Origin of the sequence: Arthrobacter sp. zg-Y820, from assembly GCF_030142155.1 — a bacterium.
GTDB lineage: Bacteria > Actinomycetota > Actinomycetes > Actinomycetales > Micrococcaceae > Arthrobacter_B.
The window spans coordinates 2223021-2240105 of record NZ_CP126247.1 but is presented as its reverse complement, the minus strand read 5'-3'; the positions used below and the strand labels follow the sequence as shown (position 1 = coordinate 2240105).

Below are 17085 nucleotides of genomic sequence, written 5' to 3'. Positions count from 1 at the left end.
GCGGACCTGTTGGCCCACAATCTGCCGCACCGAGGTGGCGCCGGAAAAGATCTGCCGGAGTGCGTTTTGGCGGTCCTTAGGCCTTCTGCACCGTGATGGACCACTCCGCCGGGCCGATCTTGGAGAAGTCGGTGACCGGGTAGCCGCTTTCGGCTGCCCAGCGCGGGATGGCGTCAGTGGCCTGCGTGCAGTCAAAGTGGATGACCAGCTCATCGCCGGTGGCCAGGGTGGTCATTGCGTCCTTGGCTTCGACCAGGGGAAAGGGGCAGACCTGACCGTTGGTTTCGAGGGTTACTTGTGCCATGTTGATGTTCTTCCTTTCAGGAGGAAACGGTGGTTGGAACGGGAGAAGGTGTTCGATTGGCCGCCGGCCGGCGCTTCATGATGGTGAGCCGTGCAGCGAGGCCGGTGCCCAGGATCATGCAGACCAGGGCCGTCCAGCCCTGGAAGCTGAACTGTGCGGTCTCGACCATCGCGTTGCCGATGGTGCAGCCGCCGGCCAGTGCAGCGCCGACACCCATCATTGCGCCGCCGCCCAGGCTCTTGAGCACGGTGTTGGCGTCCGGAACGCGGATCCGGAATTCACCGCTGCCCTTGGCCGCGATGAAGGAGCCCACCAGGATTCCGAGAACCAGGAAGACGCCCCAGTCCACCAGTTCGGGGTCGCCGGTCACGAGGTAATTGACCAGGTTCGAGGACGGGGTGGTGATGCCCAGGCCTGCTTCGCGGCCGGTGGCCCAGCTCAGCGGCCAGGCGGCGATCGCGATCAGCCCGATGACCAGTGCCGTGGCGAAGGCATTCCACGGCTTCTCGAACAGCAGGTGTGCCAGACCGCTCTTCGACGCCGGAGGGGTTGCCATCTTGAACTTCGGCTTTTTCAAGTGATGGCGGACGGCCAGGGCGACGGCGCCCGTGAGAAGGGCCACCAAGACCCAGGGGGAGACATTCAGCACGGAATAGAAGTTGCTCTGCTCCACGGTGACCGACCGCATCGAGGTCGTGAATCCTGCCAGCGGGCCCGTCTTCATCACGGCGGCAAACAGGGCATACGTGATCAGGGCCAGCCAGCTGCCCACCAGGCCTTCGCCGGCACGGTAATACGTACCCGTTGCGCAGCCGCCGGCCAGCACGATGGCGTAACCGAAGATGAAGCCGCCCACAATGGTGGCAAGCCACGGGAAGGGCCCGGAATCCAGTGAGATGACGCCGGCGGCATCGAGGGCGAACACGCCGATGCTCTGCACTGCAACGACCACCATGAAGGCGGTCAGCCAGCGGGTGTTGCGCGTGACCCAGATGTCGCGGAAGGCGCCGGTGACGCAAAAGCGTCCGCGCTGCATCACAAAGCCCAGGGCAATGCCGATGAACAGGCCGGAAATAAGCATGGCAGTATTCCCCTTCCGGGGTGGGAGAAGAAGTGGGGCACGAAAGGTGCGGCGCAGCAGGCGGAAGTGGAAGGCGCCTGCAGTCCATCAACGCTAGTGCCCCGGGCCGGAGCCCGGCAAAGAATGTGGCGCCGCGTGAAGAGCAGTGAAGCCCCGTGACCCGGAGGGAATAAAATCTCTCCGAACATGCCCCTAGTAATTACTAGGTAGTCCAAGTAAATTGGGCGTCCACGGTACCAATGAAGGGCAGGGCATGTTCGAACTCACAGCGGATCAACAGGCAATCAGGGACATGGTGCGGAATTTTGCCGCGGATGCCCTCGCCCCCAACGCCGCCAAATGGGATGAGACCAAGCACTTTCCCGTCGACGTCCTTGCCCAGGCCGGAGAGCTCGGCATGGGTGGAATTTATGCCTCCGAGGAGCACGGCGGATCGGGTCTTTCGCGGACCGATGCGGTGGTGATTTTCGAGGAGCTTTCCAAAGCTGATCCCTCCATTGCCGCCTACATCTCCATCCACAACATGGTGGCCTGGATGATCGACACCTTTGGCAACGATGAACAGCGCGCCCGCTGGGTTCCGGAGCTCGCGTCCATGCAGGCGCTGGGCAGCTACTGCCTGACGGAACCGGGGGCGGGCTCCGATGCAGCGGCCCTGACCACCCGGGCGGAACGCGACGGCGACCACTACGTGCTCAACGGCGTCAAACAGTTCATCTCGGGAGCCGGTGCCTCCAGCTACTACATCGTAATGGCGCGCACCAGCGGCACCGGCCCGCGCGGCATCAGCGCCATAGTTGTTCCGGCCGACACCCCGGGCCTGTCCTTCGGCCCCGCGGAACGCAAAATGGGCTGGAACGCGCAACCCACCGGCCAGGTGATCTTCACCGACCTGCGGGTTCCCGTGGCCAACCGGCTGGGCGAGGAGGGAGCCGGGTTTGGCATCGCGATGAAGGGACTGAACGGCGGGCGCCTGAACATGGGGGCCTGCTCCCTGGGCGGGGCGCAGACAGCCCTGGACAAGACCGTGGCGTACCTGAAGGAACGCAGTGCCTTCGGCAAGCCGCTCATCGAGCAGTCCTCGCTGCTGTTCCGGCTGGCGGACATGGAAATGAAGCTCCAAACCGCACGCACCATGCTGTGGCGCGCCGCTGATGCGCTGGACCGCGGCGCTCCCGACGTCGTTACGCTTTGCGCCATTGCCAAGCGGGTGGCAACCGACAATGCGTTCGCTGTGGCCAATGACGCGCTGCAGCTGCACGGCGGCTACGGCTACCTCTCGGAATACGGCCTGGAAAAGATTGTCCGGGACCTGCGGGTCCATCAAATACTGGAAGGCTCCAACGAAATCATGCAGCTAATTGTTGGCCGGACGCTGGCGGAGGCCTGAAATGACCGAAACCCCCGTACCTGCCCAAACCCCCGTACCCACTGAAATTGCCGAGCCGGAGGTCCGCATCGAACGCAGCGGACACCTGGGCCGGATTATCCTGAACCGGCCCCGGGCCATCAACGCGCTGACCGCCACCATGGTCTCCCTGATCCGCAGCGCCCTGGACGAGTGGGAGCACGACGACGGCGTGGCCACCGTCCTGCTGTCCGGCGCGGGGGAGCGCGGGCTGTGTGCCGGGGGAGACATCGTGGCCATCTACCGGGACGCGGGCAACGGCGGAGCGGAATCGGCCCGGTTCTGGGCCGAGGAGTACGAACTCAACGCGCGGATCAGCAACTATCCCAAACCCTATGTGGCGCTGATGGACGGGATCGTCCTGGGCGGCGGCGTCGGCGTCTCCGCCCACGGCCGTTACCGGGTGGTCACCGAGCGCACCAAGGTGGGCATGCCCGAAACGGGCATCGGCTTTGTTCCCGACGTCGGCGGCACCTATCTGCTGTCCCGTGCGCCCGGTGAGCTGGGCACTCATGCAGCCCTCACCGCAGCGACCATGACCGGCCCGGATGCCCTGCTCCTGGGGCTGGCCGACATCTACATGGACAGCAGCCGGCTGGAGGACCTGACGGCCGCGCTCGCGGAAAAGCCGGCCGAGGAGGTCCTGCAGGATTTCGCACAGCAGGCACCGGAAGCACCGCTCGCCGCCGAGCAGCAGTGGATAGACGCCTGCTACGGGCACGACGACGTCGAGACCATCGTGGATGCCCTGCTCCGTTCGGAGGATGAGGCCGCGAACCGTGCCGCCGCCGTCGTCCTCGCCAAGTCCCCGTCCGCGCTGAAGGTGACGCTGCAGTCGCTGCGCCGGGCACGGGAGCTTCCCGACCTGGCCACCGTACTGGAGCAGGAGTACCGGGTGTCCCTTCATGCGCTTGCCGCGCCTGACTTCGCCGAGGGCGTCCGCGCGCAGGTCATTGACAAGGACCGCGAGCCGCGCTGGCAGCCCGCCACTCTGCAGGAGGTTCGGCAGGCCGACGTGGATGCCTACTTTGAGCCGCTGGCCGGCCAGGGGAGCCTCTTCACTGCCAGTTCGGAGCAGAAATGACCGGAGAACACGAGACCCGGATCGGATTCATCGGGCTGGGCAACATGGGCGGTCCCATGGCCGCCAACCTGGTAACCGCTGGCTACCCGGTCACCGGCTACGACCCGGTGCCTGCCGCAGCGGAACGCGCCGTCGCGAACGGTATCCGAATGGCAGCCACGGCTGATCAGGCAGCGGCCGGAGCCGACGTCGTCATCACGATGCTGCCCACCGGTCAGCATGTGCTCAACGCGCTGTCCGGCGACGGCGACAGCCTGGGCCTGCTCGCAGCGGCCCCCGCCGACGCCCTATTCCTGGAGTGCTCCACGATTTCAGTGGACGATGCCCACACCGCCCACGCCCTGATGTTGGAAATGGGCCACCGCGGCCTCGACGCACCGGTATCCGGCGGAGTGGTCGGCGCCGAGGCGGGAACCCTGACCTTCATGGTCGGCGGAGCGGCAGCCGACTTCGCTGCAGCCCTTCCCCTGCTCAATGTCATGGGCGGCCGCGTCGTGCACTGCGGCGATCCCGGAGCCGGCCAGGCGGCAAAAATCTGCAACAACATGATCCTGGGTGTGTCAATGATTGCCGTCAGCGAGGCCTTTGTCCTCGGGGAGGAACTTGGCCTGACGCATGAGGCGCTGTTCGACGTCGCGTCGGCCGCCTCCGGCCAGTGCTGGGCGCTGACCACCAACTGTCCGGTTCCCGGCCCGGTGCCGGCCAGCCCCGCGAACCGGGATTACCAGCCCGGATTCGCCGCTGCCCTGATGGCCAAGGACCTGGGTCTGGCCGCCGACGCGCTGGATTCCACCGGAGTGCGCGCCGAACTGGGCCGGCGGGCCGGAGAAATCTACCGGGATCTTGCGGCGTCCGGTGGCGGTGGGCAGGACTTTTCCGCCGTCATCAACGTCATCCGTGCCGCTTCATCCGGCGCGGAAAGCAATACTGAAGTGAACCAGCACACACCGGCGGCCGGACAGTCGCCGGCGGAACAGAGCGGAGCAGTATGAGCGAGTACGAGAACATCCTCCTGGAGCGCAACGGGCGGGTTGGCATCATTACCCTGAACCGACCCAAGGCCCTGAACGCCCTGAACTACGGGCTGATGCAGGATGTGGTCTCGGCGGCGACGGAGCTCGACGATGACCCGGGCATCGGCGCCATCATCATCACCGGATCCGAGCGGGCTTTCGCTGCCGGCGCCGACATCAAGGAAATGTCCGAAAAAAGCTACATGGACATGTACCTGGGGAACTGGTTCCGCGGCTGGGACACCCTTGCCGCCGTCCGCACCCCGGTGATTGCCGCCGTCGCCGGCCATGCCCTCGGAGGCGGCTGCGAACTGGCACTGCTGTGCGACTTCATCATCGCCGCTGACACCGCCACGTTTGGCCAGCCCGAAATCAAGCTGGGCGTCATCCCCGGGATTGGCGGCTCGCAGCGCCTGACCCGCGCAGTGGGCAAGGCCAAGGCCATGGAAATGATCCTCACCGGCCGGACCATCGGCGCCGACGAGGCCGAGCGGTCCGGAATGGTGGCCCGTGTGGTGCCCGCCGCCGAGCTGCTCGACGACGCCCGTTCCACCGCCGAGACCATTGCGTCGATGTCGGCTCCCGTCGCCATGCTCGGCAAGGAACTGGTCAACGCTGCGTTTGAGACCACCCTGGATTCGGGCATCCGGCTCGAGCGGCGGGTGTTCCATTCGGTCTTCGGCCTGGAAGACCAGAAGGAAGGCATGGCGGCCTTCATCGAGAAGCGGAAACCGGATTTCCAGCACCGCTGAGGAGCATCCGTTCCAGCACGAGAAGCCCGGCACGACCAGCCCAGCACGACCAGCCCGGCACGACCAGCTCAGCACTACCCGCCCAGCACCACCGGCCCAGCACGACCCGAGAAAACGAGGCATCATGACCCAGCTCAACCTTCCGTCGGACTCCGGACGCAGCACCGCCGGCACCTCGGACAGCTCCGACTACAGCTCGTTCCTGTCCGGCTTCGACCAGCCGATGTGGATCGGCGGCGCACCGGTCGAGGCCGCCTCCGGGCAGTGGCGTGAGGTGCTGAATCCGGCCCGACGGGAAACCGTCATCGCCCGGGTGCCGGCGGCCGGTCCCGAAGACGTGGACCGCGCTGTCGCCGCTGCCCGGGAAGCCTTCCCGGGCTGGCGCAGCGCCCATTTCACCGTCCGTTCCCGGGCACTGTCCCTCATCGCCGATGACATTGAGGCCCGGGCCGAGGACTTTGCGCGGCTCACCGCCCTGGATACCGGCAACGCCCTGCGCACCCAGGCCCGCCCGGAAGTGACCACCCTGGTCGCCTTGTTCCGCTACTTCGCCGGCATCGCCGGTGAAGTCAAGGGTGTGACACTGCCCGCCGGTGAGGGCCAGCTGCAGTACACGCGGCTGGAGCCGCTCGGCGTCGTCGCCTGCATCCTGCCGTGGAATTCCCCGCTGATGATTGCGGGATTCAAGCTCCCGGCAGCCCTGGCGGCGGGCAACACAGTGATTCTGAAGGCGGCCGACGACGCGCCGCTGACCATCCTGCTGCTGGCCGAAATCTGTGCCCGGCACCTGCCTCCGGGCACGGTCAACGCCCTGACCGGGCGGGGGAGCATCATCGGTGCTGCGCTGGCCGAGCACCCCGGCGTCGACAAGGTGTCCTTCACCGGATCCACCGAAGTGGGCCGCGGCGTCGCCCGCACCGCAGGGGAGCGGCTCGCCCATGTCTCCCTGGAGCTGGGCGGCAAAAACCCCTCCATCGTTTTTCCGGATGCCGTGGACGAGGACCTGATCGACGGGCTGCTGCTCGCCTCCCGGTTCACCCGCCAGGGCCAGAGCTGCACCGCCGGATCCCGTCTGTTCCTGCATGAAGACATTTACGACGAGGTCCTGGAACGGCTGTCGGCCAAACTCGGCGCGCTGACCGTGGGGGATCCGCTGGATGAGGCCACCGACATGGGTGCCGTCATCAACAACAGCCAGTTCTCCTCGATCAGCGGCTACCTGGAGGAAGGCCGCGGTTCCATGGCCACCATCCTGGGCGGCTCCGTTCCGGACGAGGGCCCGCTTACCGAGGGCTACTTCCACCTGCCCACGGTCTTCGGCGGCGGACGCAACGATTTCCGCCTGGCCCAGGAGGAAATTTTCGGCCCGGTGCTGGTCGCCATTCCGTGGCGGGACACCGAGGACGTCATCCGCATGGCCAACGAGTCGCACTACGGACTGGCCGCCTACGTCTGGTCGCACAACCTGGACAACGCGCTGAACACCGCGCACCGGGTCGAGGCCGGCTGGGTGCAGGTTAATCAGGGCGGCGGCCAGATGGTGGGCCAGTCCTACGGCGGCTACAAGCAAAGCGGCATTGGCCGCGAGGTGTCGCTGGAAGGCATGCTGGCCGGGTTTACCCAGACGAAGCAAATCAACGTCAAGCTGCGCGGCTGAGGTTCTGATGAGCAAGGGGACCCTGCGGGTCACACGGGACGGCCCGGTGGCGACGGTTTGGCTGGCCAATCCCGCGCGGCGCAACACCCTGACCGCTGACATGTGGCGGGACTTCGCCGTCGTCCTCGCTCCGCTGGAGCACGACGACGGCGTTAGGGTGGTCGTCATCCGCGGAGAGGGCGAGGACTTTTCCGCCGGGGCGGACATCAGCGATTTGCGGGCCATCCTGCACAATCCGGACAACGGACTGCACGACGGCGGCCACGTCACGGCCGGGGAGGAAGCGATTGCCGCCTTCCCCAAGCCGGTGGTTGCCGCCGTCGACGGTTATTGCCTGGGCGGCGCCTGGCAGGTGGCCGGAGCCTGCGATTTCCGGCTCGCCTCCGACCGCGCCGTCTTCGGGATCACTCCGGCCAAGATCGGCATCGTGTATCCGCTGTCCGGCATTGAACGGCTGGTCCGTCTCGCCGGACCCGGGGTCGCGAAGTATCTGCTGTTCAGCGGGGATTTTGTTCCGGCTGAACAGGCGCTGCGCCTGGGGCTGGTTGAACGGGTTATTCCGCAGGCCGACTTCTGGACCGATGTTGCGTCCTTCGCCCACCGTCTGGCCGGCCGTTCCCAGCTCTCGCTGCAGGCCATGAAGGAACTCGTGGACATTATTGCTGCCGGCGGGGCCGGGACGTCAGCCGAGAACGGGGCGTCAGTTGAGGCTGGAACTGCCGGCGAGACTGGTGCTGCCGGCGAGACTGGTGCTGCCGGCGAGGCTGGTGCTGCCGGCGAGCCGGCCTCACGCAGCCGGCGTGCCCTGGAGCAGGCCAGCAACCGCTGGCAGCAGGAAATGGCCGCTTCGCCGGATCCCGCCATCGGGGTTCGTGCGTTTTTGGCGAAGGAAGATCCTGTCTTCAGCTGGACCGGCCCCACCTGGAAAGACTCCGCCCGTAAAGACTCCGCCCGTGCTGACTCCGCCGTTGCTGACTCCGCCCGGGATGAACCCGCCGGTAACGACCGTGTCCCGAAAGAGGAACGATGAATTCGAACAGTGCCACCAATTTGTTCCGCGCCGCTCGCGATGAGCTGCTCACCCTTGCCGGCAGCTACGAAAAGGCTGTCGAGACCTTCGTCTGGCCTCAACTGGACGGTCCTTTTAACTGGGCCATTGACTACTTTGATGCGATGGCACGGGGGAACAGTGCGTGCGCGCTGTGGATCGTCGAAGAGGACGGATCGGAGCAGAAGTACAGCTTCGACGACATGGTGCACCGTTCCGACCAGGTTGCTGCCTGGCTGGCGGCCCAGGGGGTGGGCCGAGGGGATCCGGTGATGCTGATGCTCGGCAACCAGGTGGAGCTCTGGGAAACCATGCTGGCTGCCATGAAGCTGGGGGCTGTCATCATGCCCACCGCTTCTGCCGCCGGAAGCGCCGACCTGGCCGACCGGATCTCCCGCGGCGGTGCTCGGTGGGTGATTGCCAATGCCGCCGACGCCGGAAAGTTTGACGCCGTTCCCGGCGACTACGGAAAGATCCTGGTGGGCGCAGGACTTCAGGAAGAAAGCGACTGGCTGGACTACGGGAAGGCCTATGCGGCTTCACCGGTGCAGCTGCAAACAATCACTGATGCCGATGATCCGCTGCTGTTCTACTTCACGTCAGGTACCACCAGCCGACCCAAGCTGGTGGAGCACACGCAGGTCTCCTATCCGGTGGGGCACCTGTCCACGATGTACTTCCTGGGCCTGCAGCCCGGAGACGTCCACCTGAACATCAGTTCTCCGGGCTGGGCCAAGCACGCGTGGAGCAGCTTCTTCGCTCCGTGGAATGCCGAGGCGACTGTGTTCATCCACAACTACACGCGCTTCCGTCCCGAAGCGTTGCTGGAACAGATGCACCGGGCGGAAGTGACGAGCCTGTGCGCACCGCCGACCGTGTGGCGGATGATGATTCAGGCCAGCCTCGGCGAACGTCCGGCACAGCTGCGGGAGCTGATCGGTGCCGGCGAACCGCTCAATCCGGAAGTGATCTCCCGGGTCCAGTCCGCGTGGGGGCTGTCCATCCGGGACGGTTTCGGCCAGACCGAAACGACGGCGCTCGTGGGCAATACCCCGGGTGCCGACCTGCACCCCGGATCCATGGGCCGTCCGCTGCCCGGAGTTCCGGTGGTCATCATCGATCCGGCGACCGGCCTGCCGGCGGACGAGGGCGAGATCTGCCTTGATCTGGCGCGTCGGCCGCTGAACCTGATGACCGGTTACCACGGTGATCCGGTACGTACCGAGGAAGCCATGGACGGCGGTTACTTTCACACCGGTGATATGGCTGTCCGTGACGCCGGCGGGTACATCACGTACATCGGCCGCACCGACGATGTCTTCAAGGCTTCCGACTACAAGGTCAGTCCGTTCGAACTCGAGAGCGTCCTCATTGAACATCCGGCTGTGGCTGAGGCCGCCGTCGTGCCTGCACCGGATGAGTTGCGACTGGCGGTGCCCAAAGCCTATGTCGCCCTTGCCGAGGGGTGGGAACCGAATCGGGAGACTGCACTGTCGATCCTGTCCTACGCGCGGGAACATCTGGCGCCGTACCTGCGGGTGCGGCGGCTGGAATTCCACGACTTGCCCAAGACCATGTCCGGAAAGATCCGCCGGGTGCAGCTGCGGGCGCTGGAGAACGACGCCGACCCCGCCCGACGTGCCGAACGCGCCGGTGTGGAGTACCGGGATGACGAATTTCCGGAGCTGCGCCGGTGATGTCCGGGCGGGAATCTGCTGCGGACGATTCCCGCAAACCAACCGATCAGAAGCCCCTGCCCCATCCCTTGCCGCGGGATCCCATCGCCGAGGCCCGCAGACACTGGGAAGAACACGGCTGGGAAAAGGCTGCAGAGGGAATGACGGCAGTTACTGCGGTGATGCGGACGCACCAGATCCTGCTGACCCGGGTGGAGAATGTGCTGAAACCCTTTGGTCTGACCTTCGCACGGTTTGAGCTTCTTGCGCTCTTGAGTTTTACGGGCAGCGGCGCTTTGCCCATGGCCAAGGCCGGTGCCCGGCTGCAGGTGCACCCCACATCGGTTACCAACGCGGTGGACCGTTTGGAACAGGCAGGCCTTGCCGGTCGCCGCCGGCATCCATCTGATGGCCGCACCGTTCTTGTCGAGATCACGCCGGCAGGCCGGAAACTGGTTCCCCTTGCCGCTGCGGCTCTCAACAGCGAGGTGTTCGTCCATCCCGGCTTTGCTGCCGACGATCTGGCAACGCTCATCGACATCCTGACCCGCTTTCGCCGGGATGCCGGCGACTTTCAGGATCCTGCTGAGAATTTCCAGGAACCTGCCGAGTAGACGTGCAGCGTCCCGGCTAGAAGGGCGGCGGGTTGTCTCCGTAGTCGCCCGGTTCGGCATCAGACAAAGGAACCAGTTCGATGTCCCGTCGCAAGTGGACCGAGTCATCTTCACAGGTTTCCGGTGACGTTTCCGGTGACAGGGTGAGATCCGGTTCCGTGCGGTAACACCTGCCGCCCGGCGAGGTCCACTCGATCACGCCGGGACGAGGCTGCCGGGCCTTCCAGAACCCTTCGGATTTGAACATGTGATGCCGCCGGCACAAATGCTCCAAATTGTCATGATCCGTGAGCCCGCCCTGAGCCCAGGGCTTGGTGTGGTCGATCTCGGAAATCACCGCATTGGTCCGGCACCCCGGGAACCGGCACGTCCCGTCCCGCACCCGCAGAACCCGCTTTAATCCGTCGGGAACCTTCCGCCGTTTTCCGACCCGCAGGATCTCCTCGGTTTCGGGGTCGCGTTCCACCGGTGTCCATTTCGCCGCTTCCCGAGCCATCCGCCGGGCCGTTACGGGACTGATGGGCCCGTACCCGTTCAGTTCCGCCGGCTGATCATCGGCCCCGAAGAGGGTTTCAGCGTTGATCACCACCAGAATCTCCGTCCGCGCCCGGGGACCATGGCCAATCCGGCAGGACCCGGCCCCCTTGCCGGAACCGGAACCCTTAGCTCCGCTGCTGGCTTCTCTGCCGGAGCCGGAACCCTTGCGACGGCCCTTGCCCCTCTTTGCTCCCGCGCCTGCGCCACCTGCGTTGCGTCCACCACGGCTACCTTTGCTGCCTTTGCCACGGCCGCCACCACCGTTGCTGCACTCGTCCCGGCATTCATGGTCGTGGCCGCCGAGTAAGTCCGTCAGAATGTCCGTGCGCAACTGATCCACCGTGCGCGTGTCCCCGGCGGCCTGCTCACCCCGGGCCGCAACACTGAGCTGAGTGAAGATGGCTTGGGCTTTCTCGGCCGGCAGTAACGCCGAGAGCCAGGACATCCCGTCCGGCTCCGGACGCACCCACACCGTCCGCTGCTCAAACGCCGTCAACTGCCGCTGAACGATGGTTTCCGGATAGTACTGCTCCCGCAGCCGCTGCGCCTTCACCCGGAACTGGGTTCTGGTCTGGCCCGCAGCCATCCCCAGCAGCTCGGCTTCGAACCCGGGCAGCTCCGCCGGTACCACGCCCGCACACTGCTCCACCAAGGTCTCCGCGTGCCCGTAACTGATCTGCCCGGACTCCAACGCCTGCAGTGTGGCCGTGTTCCTGGTGCAGAGATCACCGGCCTGACTCATCAACGCCTTTCCCGTACCGGTGGGCACTCCCAGAATGGTCGCGGCTTCCTCCGCGGCGAGGCTGAACGCCAGGCCGGGGTCGAGCTTGCCGGTGACAACGAAGGCCCCGTCCTGATAGATGTCCTGCAGCCGGGCCAGGAGCCTGGCCTGCTGGGCCTGAGCCCACCGGATCAGCTGATCCACCCGGACGAGTGTGTCACCGGTTTGCTCCTCGGTAAGGGACTGCACATTCTGCAGGACCAAAGACCCGGTAAACCCATCCGGGCAGCCGCCCCGATCCGCGAAGCCAGAAACTCTCCCGCCTTCCACGCCGGAAACTTCCCCGGCCTCCATGCCGGGCCCCACCCCCGCTTCGGCAACACCCGGGTCGGCTATATAGACGAACCGGGTGCGCGCCGCAGCCTCAACGCCGGTGCCGTCGGCACCGGGAGTCCCGGTCGAAGATCCGTTCTGATCCATGTCTCAAGACTTTCACCCACCTCTGACATTTCCGGCTCGCAAAGAGTCCAAAACAGGCCTTAAAGGGCCCAAATATCGCTGGCCGGATACCCGTCTTTTTGAAGCCGCTACCTATGGAATTCACAGCCCTGCACGGCACCGCGAGAAGCATGGAAACGCAGGAGACATTCGAAGCTTCATGCCTTACTCCTGAGCGGGCCGGAAGGAAGGGACGGTCCGCAGATCCTTGAAATAACGCACCACCGGCCACCGCTCGAACCCGGCTGCCTCATAGGTGGCACGGGAAGCTGCGTGCCCCGGATCATCTCCGGTTTCAACCATGACCATATCCATGCCTGCGGTCCGAATCTCCTGAAACGCGTGGTCCATGAGTGCCCGGGCGACACCTTGTCGTTGGTGGGAAGGATCGACAGCCAGGACGTAGATTTCACCCATCCGATCCTCGGGGTGCAGCCTCACGCACACCCACCCAATTGCCTCGTCTCCATCGACGGCGACCCGGACATTCCCGGGCTCATTGTCAAGGATCAGTGAAAGGTCGGCAAGCTGCCGCTCCAGCCACCCATTGGGGTAGAAGGAGTCGTACACAAAGCCGGGAACAGTCTTCCGCAGCTGCGAGAAGACCGGCTCCCAGGACCGGACCGACAGTGAGAGGATTTCTGCTTTCCGCTCCGGCTCGAAGGGTGAGATTTCCATGTCGAACTCCTCAGCTCTGCCCGCCCAGCCAGCCGGCCCAGCCTGGCCCGCTCGGACCAGGCCCGCCCAGCCAGGCCCGCCAGGCACGCCCAGCCAGGCCCGCCCAGCCAGGCCCGCTCGGACCGGACAGGTCTTAGATATGCCTGTCCGGACCAGTCAGCCTAGATCTGCCCCTGCTCAGCCGTTCCGGCAGGATGCGGCTGCAGGATCTGCACGTCCATGTCGGCTGCCATCTTGCCCTCGAGGGCGGCAGTGAGGGCTTGGAACGCCGGGCTGGCCGAGTGTGCCTGCAGATCGTCCTGGCTGGCCCACTTCTCGATCATGACCAGACGGTCCGGGCCTTCGGCGAGGCTGTACTTCAGGCAGCCCGCATCTTCGGCATGCACCCGGCCAATTACTTCTTCCAGCGACTGGAGAACCTCATCGCGGAATTCCGGCTTGGGAAACATGGTGGCGACGACAACGAGGCTCATGCTTTTTCGCCCTTCAATCCGTCGAGGGCAGCATCCACAGGCACCGAACCGTTGTTGAACTCAATTGTCTGACCGATCGTTTCCGGGCGGTCCAGTACGGCTGCGGCCACGGTTGCCACATCCTCGCGGGAAACCTGGGTGCCTTCGATGCCGGGACCGGTTTCGATCTTTCCCGTGCCCGGATCCAGAGTCAGCGCACTGGGGCCCAGAATGGTCCAGTCCAGACCGCTGTTGCGCAGGTACTCGTCAGCCGTAGCCTTCGCATCCGCATAGGCAAAGAAGCCGTTGTCTTCGGGAACGCCGTGATCGGGTCCGGCGCCAAAGTACGACACCATGACGTACCGGCTCACACCCGCATCCTTGGCTGCGTCCATGGAGCGGATGGCGGCGTCGCGGTCCACCGCATAGGTGCGCTCGGGTGCACCGCCGCCGGCTCCCGCTGACCAGACGACGGCGTCCTGCCCGGCCAGTTTCTGCGCGATTTCAGCGGTGGAAAGATTCTCGACATCGGCGACGACGGCGGTTGCTCCCGTGGCCTCGACATCGGCAGTGTGCGCCGGGTTGCGGAACAGTGACGTCACCTGGTGGCCGTTGGCCGTAAGGTCCTTGGCCAGGTACAGGGCAACTTTGCCGTGGCCGCCGATAATGGCAATGCGTGACATGGTGAGTCCTTTCAAAAAGCGAGCTCGAGGGGATCAGTGTCCTGCCCACCCTAAGCACGCTGATGGTTGGTGTGCCTACTCGTTCCGCCAGGTTCCGCTGATGGCAGAGTCCGGCAATTTCCTTGCGTTCACGGGAATAAGTCAGCGGAACTAAGCCTGCGGGAAACAGGCAGGCCGCAAAAATAAACAGTCCGATCAAACAGCCCAACTCAGACCGGAAGACCCCGCAGCATTCCGGAAAGCCGCATGAGTTCCACCGGAGCGTGTTCGGTCAGGCTCAGGCCCACGACTTCCGCAACGGTGGAGACGTCACCCACCAGACGGACCAGATCGGACATCCGCATCCCGTCCGTCTGCCGGCCCATGGAGCTCGTGAAATCGCGCGGATCCAGAACATCCAGATCGATGTGGACGGCCAGTTTCGTCGCACCCGCGGCGGCGATCCAGTCCAGCACCCGCCGGCCGTCTTCGGTCGTGTCAGTGATGCCCACACTCTGGATGCCCAGGCGTTCCTTCACGGCAATGCCCTCATCATCCCAGTGGCGCAGCCCGACCTGCAGGATCTTCAGCGGGGGCACGAGCGCGGGCAGCTCCGAAATGATGCCGGCGTCGCCCTCTCCGGCGAGCGTGGCCAGGGCCATGGAACGGAAACCCGTATAGGACTGCCCCGGCACCCCGGTGTCGGGGTGGGCGTCAATCCAGAGGACGGCAAGATCATCCGCGTAGATGGAGGCCAGGTAGCTGAAGGGGGCAACGCTGACCGAGCACTCCCCGCCGAAGGTGACCACCGACGACGGCGCAGCCTCGCGCAGGAGCCTCAGCGCGTCCGTCAGCTGCCGGACCACGGCGTCGCGGGCGTAAATCCCGTTCACTGTGGCGAGCGCCTCGTCGCTGGTATCGGTGCTGACCGGAACGTAAGCCGTGGGGCCGTCGTGGTCCGGGGACATCAGTTCCAGCAGCGCAGGCCCCATGGAATAGGACAACTGGCTGTCGTGCGCGTCCACCCCCGGCAGCAGCTGGTGGGTCCGGGGGCCGGAAGCCCCCTGCCACTGCGGAAAGATGAGGCGCAGGGCGCCGGGACCGGAGGGGGAAATCTGGCTCATGAGCCCAACTTACGCCGCGGCGCCGGCACGGATAAGGGTCCGGGACCGATGGCGGCGGCTGGACCGGACAAAAGCCGTGACGGCACAAAATAGGATGGAAGCATGACTGCAACACTCGTCGCCCGGGATCTTTCCGGCGGTTACGCCCACCGCACCCTTTTCTCCCACCTGAACCTGACCGTCGCCCCCGGTGACGTGGTGGGGGTCGTGGGCTCCAACGGCGCAGGAAAGTCCACCCTGCTGCGGCTGCTGGCCGGCGCTGACGAGCCGCTGGCCGGCAGCGTGTCCACGGCACCGTCCGATGCGTTCATCGGCTGGCTGCCCCAGGAGCACGAACGGGTGGCCGGAGAAACGATCGCCGCTTACATTGCCCGCCGCACCGGTGCCGCGGAGGCCACCGAAACGATGGAAGCCACGGCCGAGGCCCTCGGCTCCGGTGCGAAGGGCGCCGACGACGCGTACGCCGTCGCACTGGATCGCTGGCTGGCCTGCGGCGCGGCGGACCTGGAGGACCGCATTCCGGCCGTGCTCGCTGAGCTGGGACTGGAAGTGGGCGCCGATGCGCTGATGACGTCGCTCTCCGGCGGCCAGGCGGCTCGGGTGGCGCTGGCGGCCCTGCTGCTGAGCCGCTTCGACATCGTGCTGCTGGACGAGCCCACGAATGATTTGGATCTGGCCGGCCTGGCCCGGCTGGAGGACTTTGTCCAGGGGCTGCGCGGCGGCGTCGTCCTGGTCTCGCACGACCGCGAGTTCCTGGCCCGCTGCGTGACCACAGTGGTGGAACTGGACCTGGCGCAGAACAAGGTTGCGGTGTATGACGGCGGCTATGACGCCTTCCTGGAGGAGCGCGACGTCGCCCGCCGGCACGCCCGCGAAGCCTACGAGGAGTTTTCCGACAAGAAAGCGGACCTGGTGTCCCGGGCCCGGACCACACGGGAGTGGAGCTCGCAGGGGGTCCGGAACGCGATGAAAAAGGCGCCGGACAACGACAAAATCCGCCGCCGGGCGTCCATGGAATCCTCCGAAAAGCAGGCGCAGAAGGTGCGGCAGATGGAATCGCGGATCGCGCGCTTGGATGAGGTGGAGGAGCCGCGCAAGGAATGGCAGCTGCAGTTCACCATCGGCGCCGCTCCGCGCTCCAGCTCGGTTGTCGCCACACTGAATGCGGCCGTGGCCCGGCGCGGTTCGTTTGCGCTCGGACCCGTTTCGGTCCAGGTCAACGCCGGTGAGCGGATCGGCATCACCGGCCCTAACGGCGCCGGAAAGTCCACACTGCTTGCCCTCCTGCTGGGCCGCCTCGAACCCAGCGAGGGAACAGCCTCCCTGGGCTCGTCGGTGGCTGTGGGGGAGATCGACCAGGCCCGCGGCCAGCTGGACCATGCCCTGCCGCTGGGCGATGCCTTCGAAGTGGCGGTTCCGGAAATGAACAGCGCCGAGATCCGCACTCTGCTCGCCAAGTTCGGCTTGAAAGCGGACCAGGTGAACAGCTTGGTATCGGCGCTTTCCCCCGGCGAGCGGACCCGGGCGTCGCTGGCGCTGCTCCAGGCCCGCGGCGTGAACCTGCTGGTGCTTGATGAGCCCACCAACCACTTGGACCTGCCGGCGATCGAACAGCTCGAGGAGGCCCTGGAAAGCTACGACGGCGCCCTGCTGCTGGTCTCGCACGATCGCCGGATGCTGGAAAATGTCCATCTGGATGCCCGCTGGGATGTCACCGAAGGAAACGTCACCATTTCCTGAAGTCCACCGGATTTCTGGTGCGGCGCTGAGTGTGAT

16 protein-coding genes are annotated in these 17085 nt (G+C 65.6%); 9 read left to right on the top strand and 7 right to left on the bottom strand.

From position 1 onward, the window contains the following. Positions 1-76 precede the first annotated feature (76 nt). On the bottom strand, positions 77-304 hold the full coding sequence (locus QNO08_RS10110; RefSeq protein WP_229965641.1) for a sulfurtransferase TusA family protein: 228 nt from the start codon (positions 302-304) through the stop codon (positions 77-79). 16 nt (positions 305-320) lie between these two features. Next, positions 321-1385, bottom strand: coding sequence for a YeeE/YedE family protein (locus QNO08_RS10105; RefSeq protein ID WP_229965642.1), 1065 nt, complete (start codon positions 1383-1385; stop codon positions 321-323). Between the two features lie 253 nt (positions 1386-1638). On the opposite strand from QNO08_RS10105, the gene QNO08_RS10100 reads away from it, so the two are divergent. The 8 genes from QNO08_RS10100 to QNO08_RS10065 all read left to right on the top strand — a co-directional run bounded on the left by QNO08_RS10100 (position 1639) and on the right by QNO08_RS10065 (position 10637). Further along, positions 1639-2775: an acyl-CoA dehydrogenase family protein gene (locus QNO08_RS10100; protein ID WP_229965643.1), complete on the top strand. Its 1137-nt coding sequence runs from the start codon at positions 1639-1641 to the stop codon at positions 2773-2775. Between the two features lies 1 nt (position 2776). Then, positions 2777-3877: an enoyl-CoA hydratase/isomerase family protein gene (locus QNO08_RS10095; RefSeq protein WP_229965644.1), complete on the top strand. Its 1101-nt coding sequence runs from the start codon at positions 2777-2779 to the stop codon at positions 3875-3877. Beyond that, entirely contained in the window at positions 3874-4869 is a 996-nt protein-coding gene (gene mmsB, locus QNO08_RS10090; protein ID WP_229965645.1) for a 3-hydroxyisobutyrate dehydrogenase, read from the top strand. The genes QNO08_RS10095 and mmsB overlap by 4 nt, the downstream gene beginning before the upstream one ends. Next, entirely contained in the window at positions 4866-5642 is a 777-nt protein-coding gene (locus QNO08_RS10085; protein ID WP_229965646.1) for an enoyl-CoA hydratase, read from the top strand. Before mmsB ends, QNO08_RS10085 begins: the two co-directional genes overlap by 4 nt. 124 nt (positions 5643-5766) lie before the next feature. Continuing rightward, the gene (locus tag QNO08_RS10080; RefSeq protein ID WP_331461762.1) at positions 5767-7299 is read left to right on the top strand and encodes an aldehyde dehydrogenase family protein; all 1533 of its coding nucleotides are present in this window, start codon (positions 5767-5769) and stop codon (positions 7297-7299) included. Between the two features lie 7 nt (positions 7300-7306). Then, positions 7307-8329, top strand: a complete 1023-nt coding sequence (locus QNO08_RS10075; protein WP_229965647.1) for an enoyl-CoA hydratase/isomerase family protein — start codon at positions 7307-7309, stop codon at positions 8327-8329. Next, positions 8326-10044: an AMP-binding protein gene (locus tag QNO08_RS10070; protein ID WP_229965648.1), complete on the top strand. Its 1719-nt coding sequence runs from the start codon at positions 8326-8328 to the stop codon at positions 10042-10044. The genes QNO08_RS10075 and QNO08_RS10070 overlap by 4 nt, the downstream gene beginning before the upstream one ends. A gap of 56 nt (positions 10045-10100) precedes the next feature. After that, positions 10101-10637: a MarR family winged helix-turn-helix transcriptional regulator gene (locus tag QNO08_RS10065; protein ID WP_229965793.1), complete on the top strand. Its 537-nt coding sequence runs from the start codon at positions 10101-10103 to the stop codon at positions 10635-10637. A 16-nt stretch (positions 10638-10653) separates the two neighbouring features. Here the strand turns inward: QNO08_RS10065 and QNO08_RS10060 are convergent, their stop codons facing one another. From QNO08_RS10060 to QNO08_RS10040, 5 genes are all read right to left on the bottom strand, one after another. After that, a complete protein-coding gene (locus QNO08_RS10060) occupies positions 10654-12375 on the bottom strand; it encodes an HNH endonuclease signature motif containing protein (protein WP_229965649.1) in 1722 nt (573 codons plus the stop codon). Positions 12376-12558: 183 nt separating this feature from the next. After that, positions 12559-13071 (bottom strand): GNAT family N-acetyltransferase, encoded by a 513-nt coding sequence (locus QNO08_RS10055; protein WP_229965650.1) that lies wholly within the window; start codon positions 13069-13071, stop codon positions 12559-12561. A 161-nt stretch (positions 13072-13232) separates the two neighbouring features. Continuing rightward, positions 13233-13544 carry a putative quinol monooxygenase gene (locus QNO08_RS10050; protein WP_229965651.1) on the bottom strand — a complete coding sequence of 104 codons (312 nt, stop codon included), beginning with the start codon at positions 13542-13544 and terminating at the stop codon, positions 13233-13235. Continuing rightward, the gene (locus QNO08_RS10045; RefSeq protein WP_229965652.1) at positions 13541-14206 is read right to left on the bottom strand and encodes an SDR family oxidoreductase; all 666 of its coding nucleotides are present in this window, start codon (positions 14204-14206) and stop codon (positions 13541-13543) included. Before QNO08_RS10045 ends, QNO08_RS10050 begins: the two co-directional genes overlap by 4 nt. Positions 14207-14415: 209 nt before the next feature. Continuing rightward, positions 14416-15309, bottom strand: a complete 894-nt coding sequence (locus tag QNO08_RS10040; protein ID WP_229965653.1) for an arginase family protein — start codon at positions 15307-15309, stop codon at positions 14416-14418. Positions 15310-15411: 102 nt separating this feature from the next. Between QNO08_RS10040 and QNO08_RS10035 the strand changes: the two genes are divergently transcribed. Continuing rightward, positions 15412-17049, top strand: a complete 1638-nt coding sequence (locus QNO08_RS10035) for an ABC-F family ATP-binding cassette domain-containing protein (protein ID WP_229965654.1) — start codon at positions 15412-15414, stop codon at positions 17047-17049. The last annotated feature ends 36 nt before the right edge of the window (positions 17050-17085 follow it).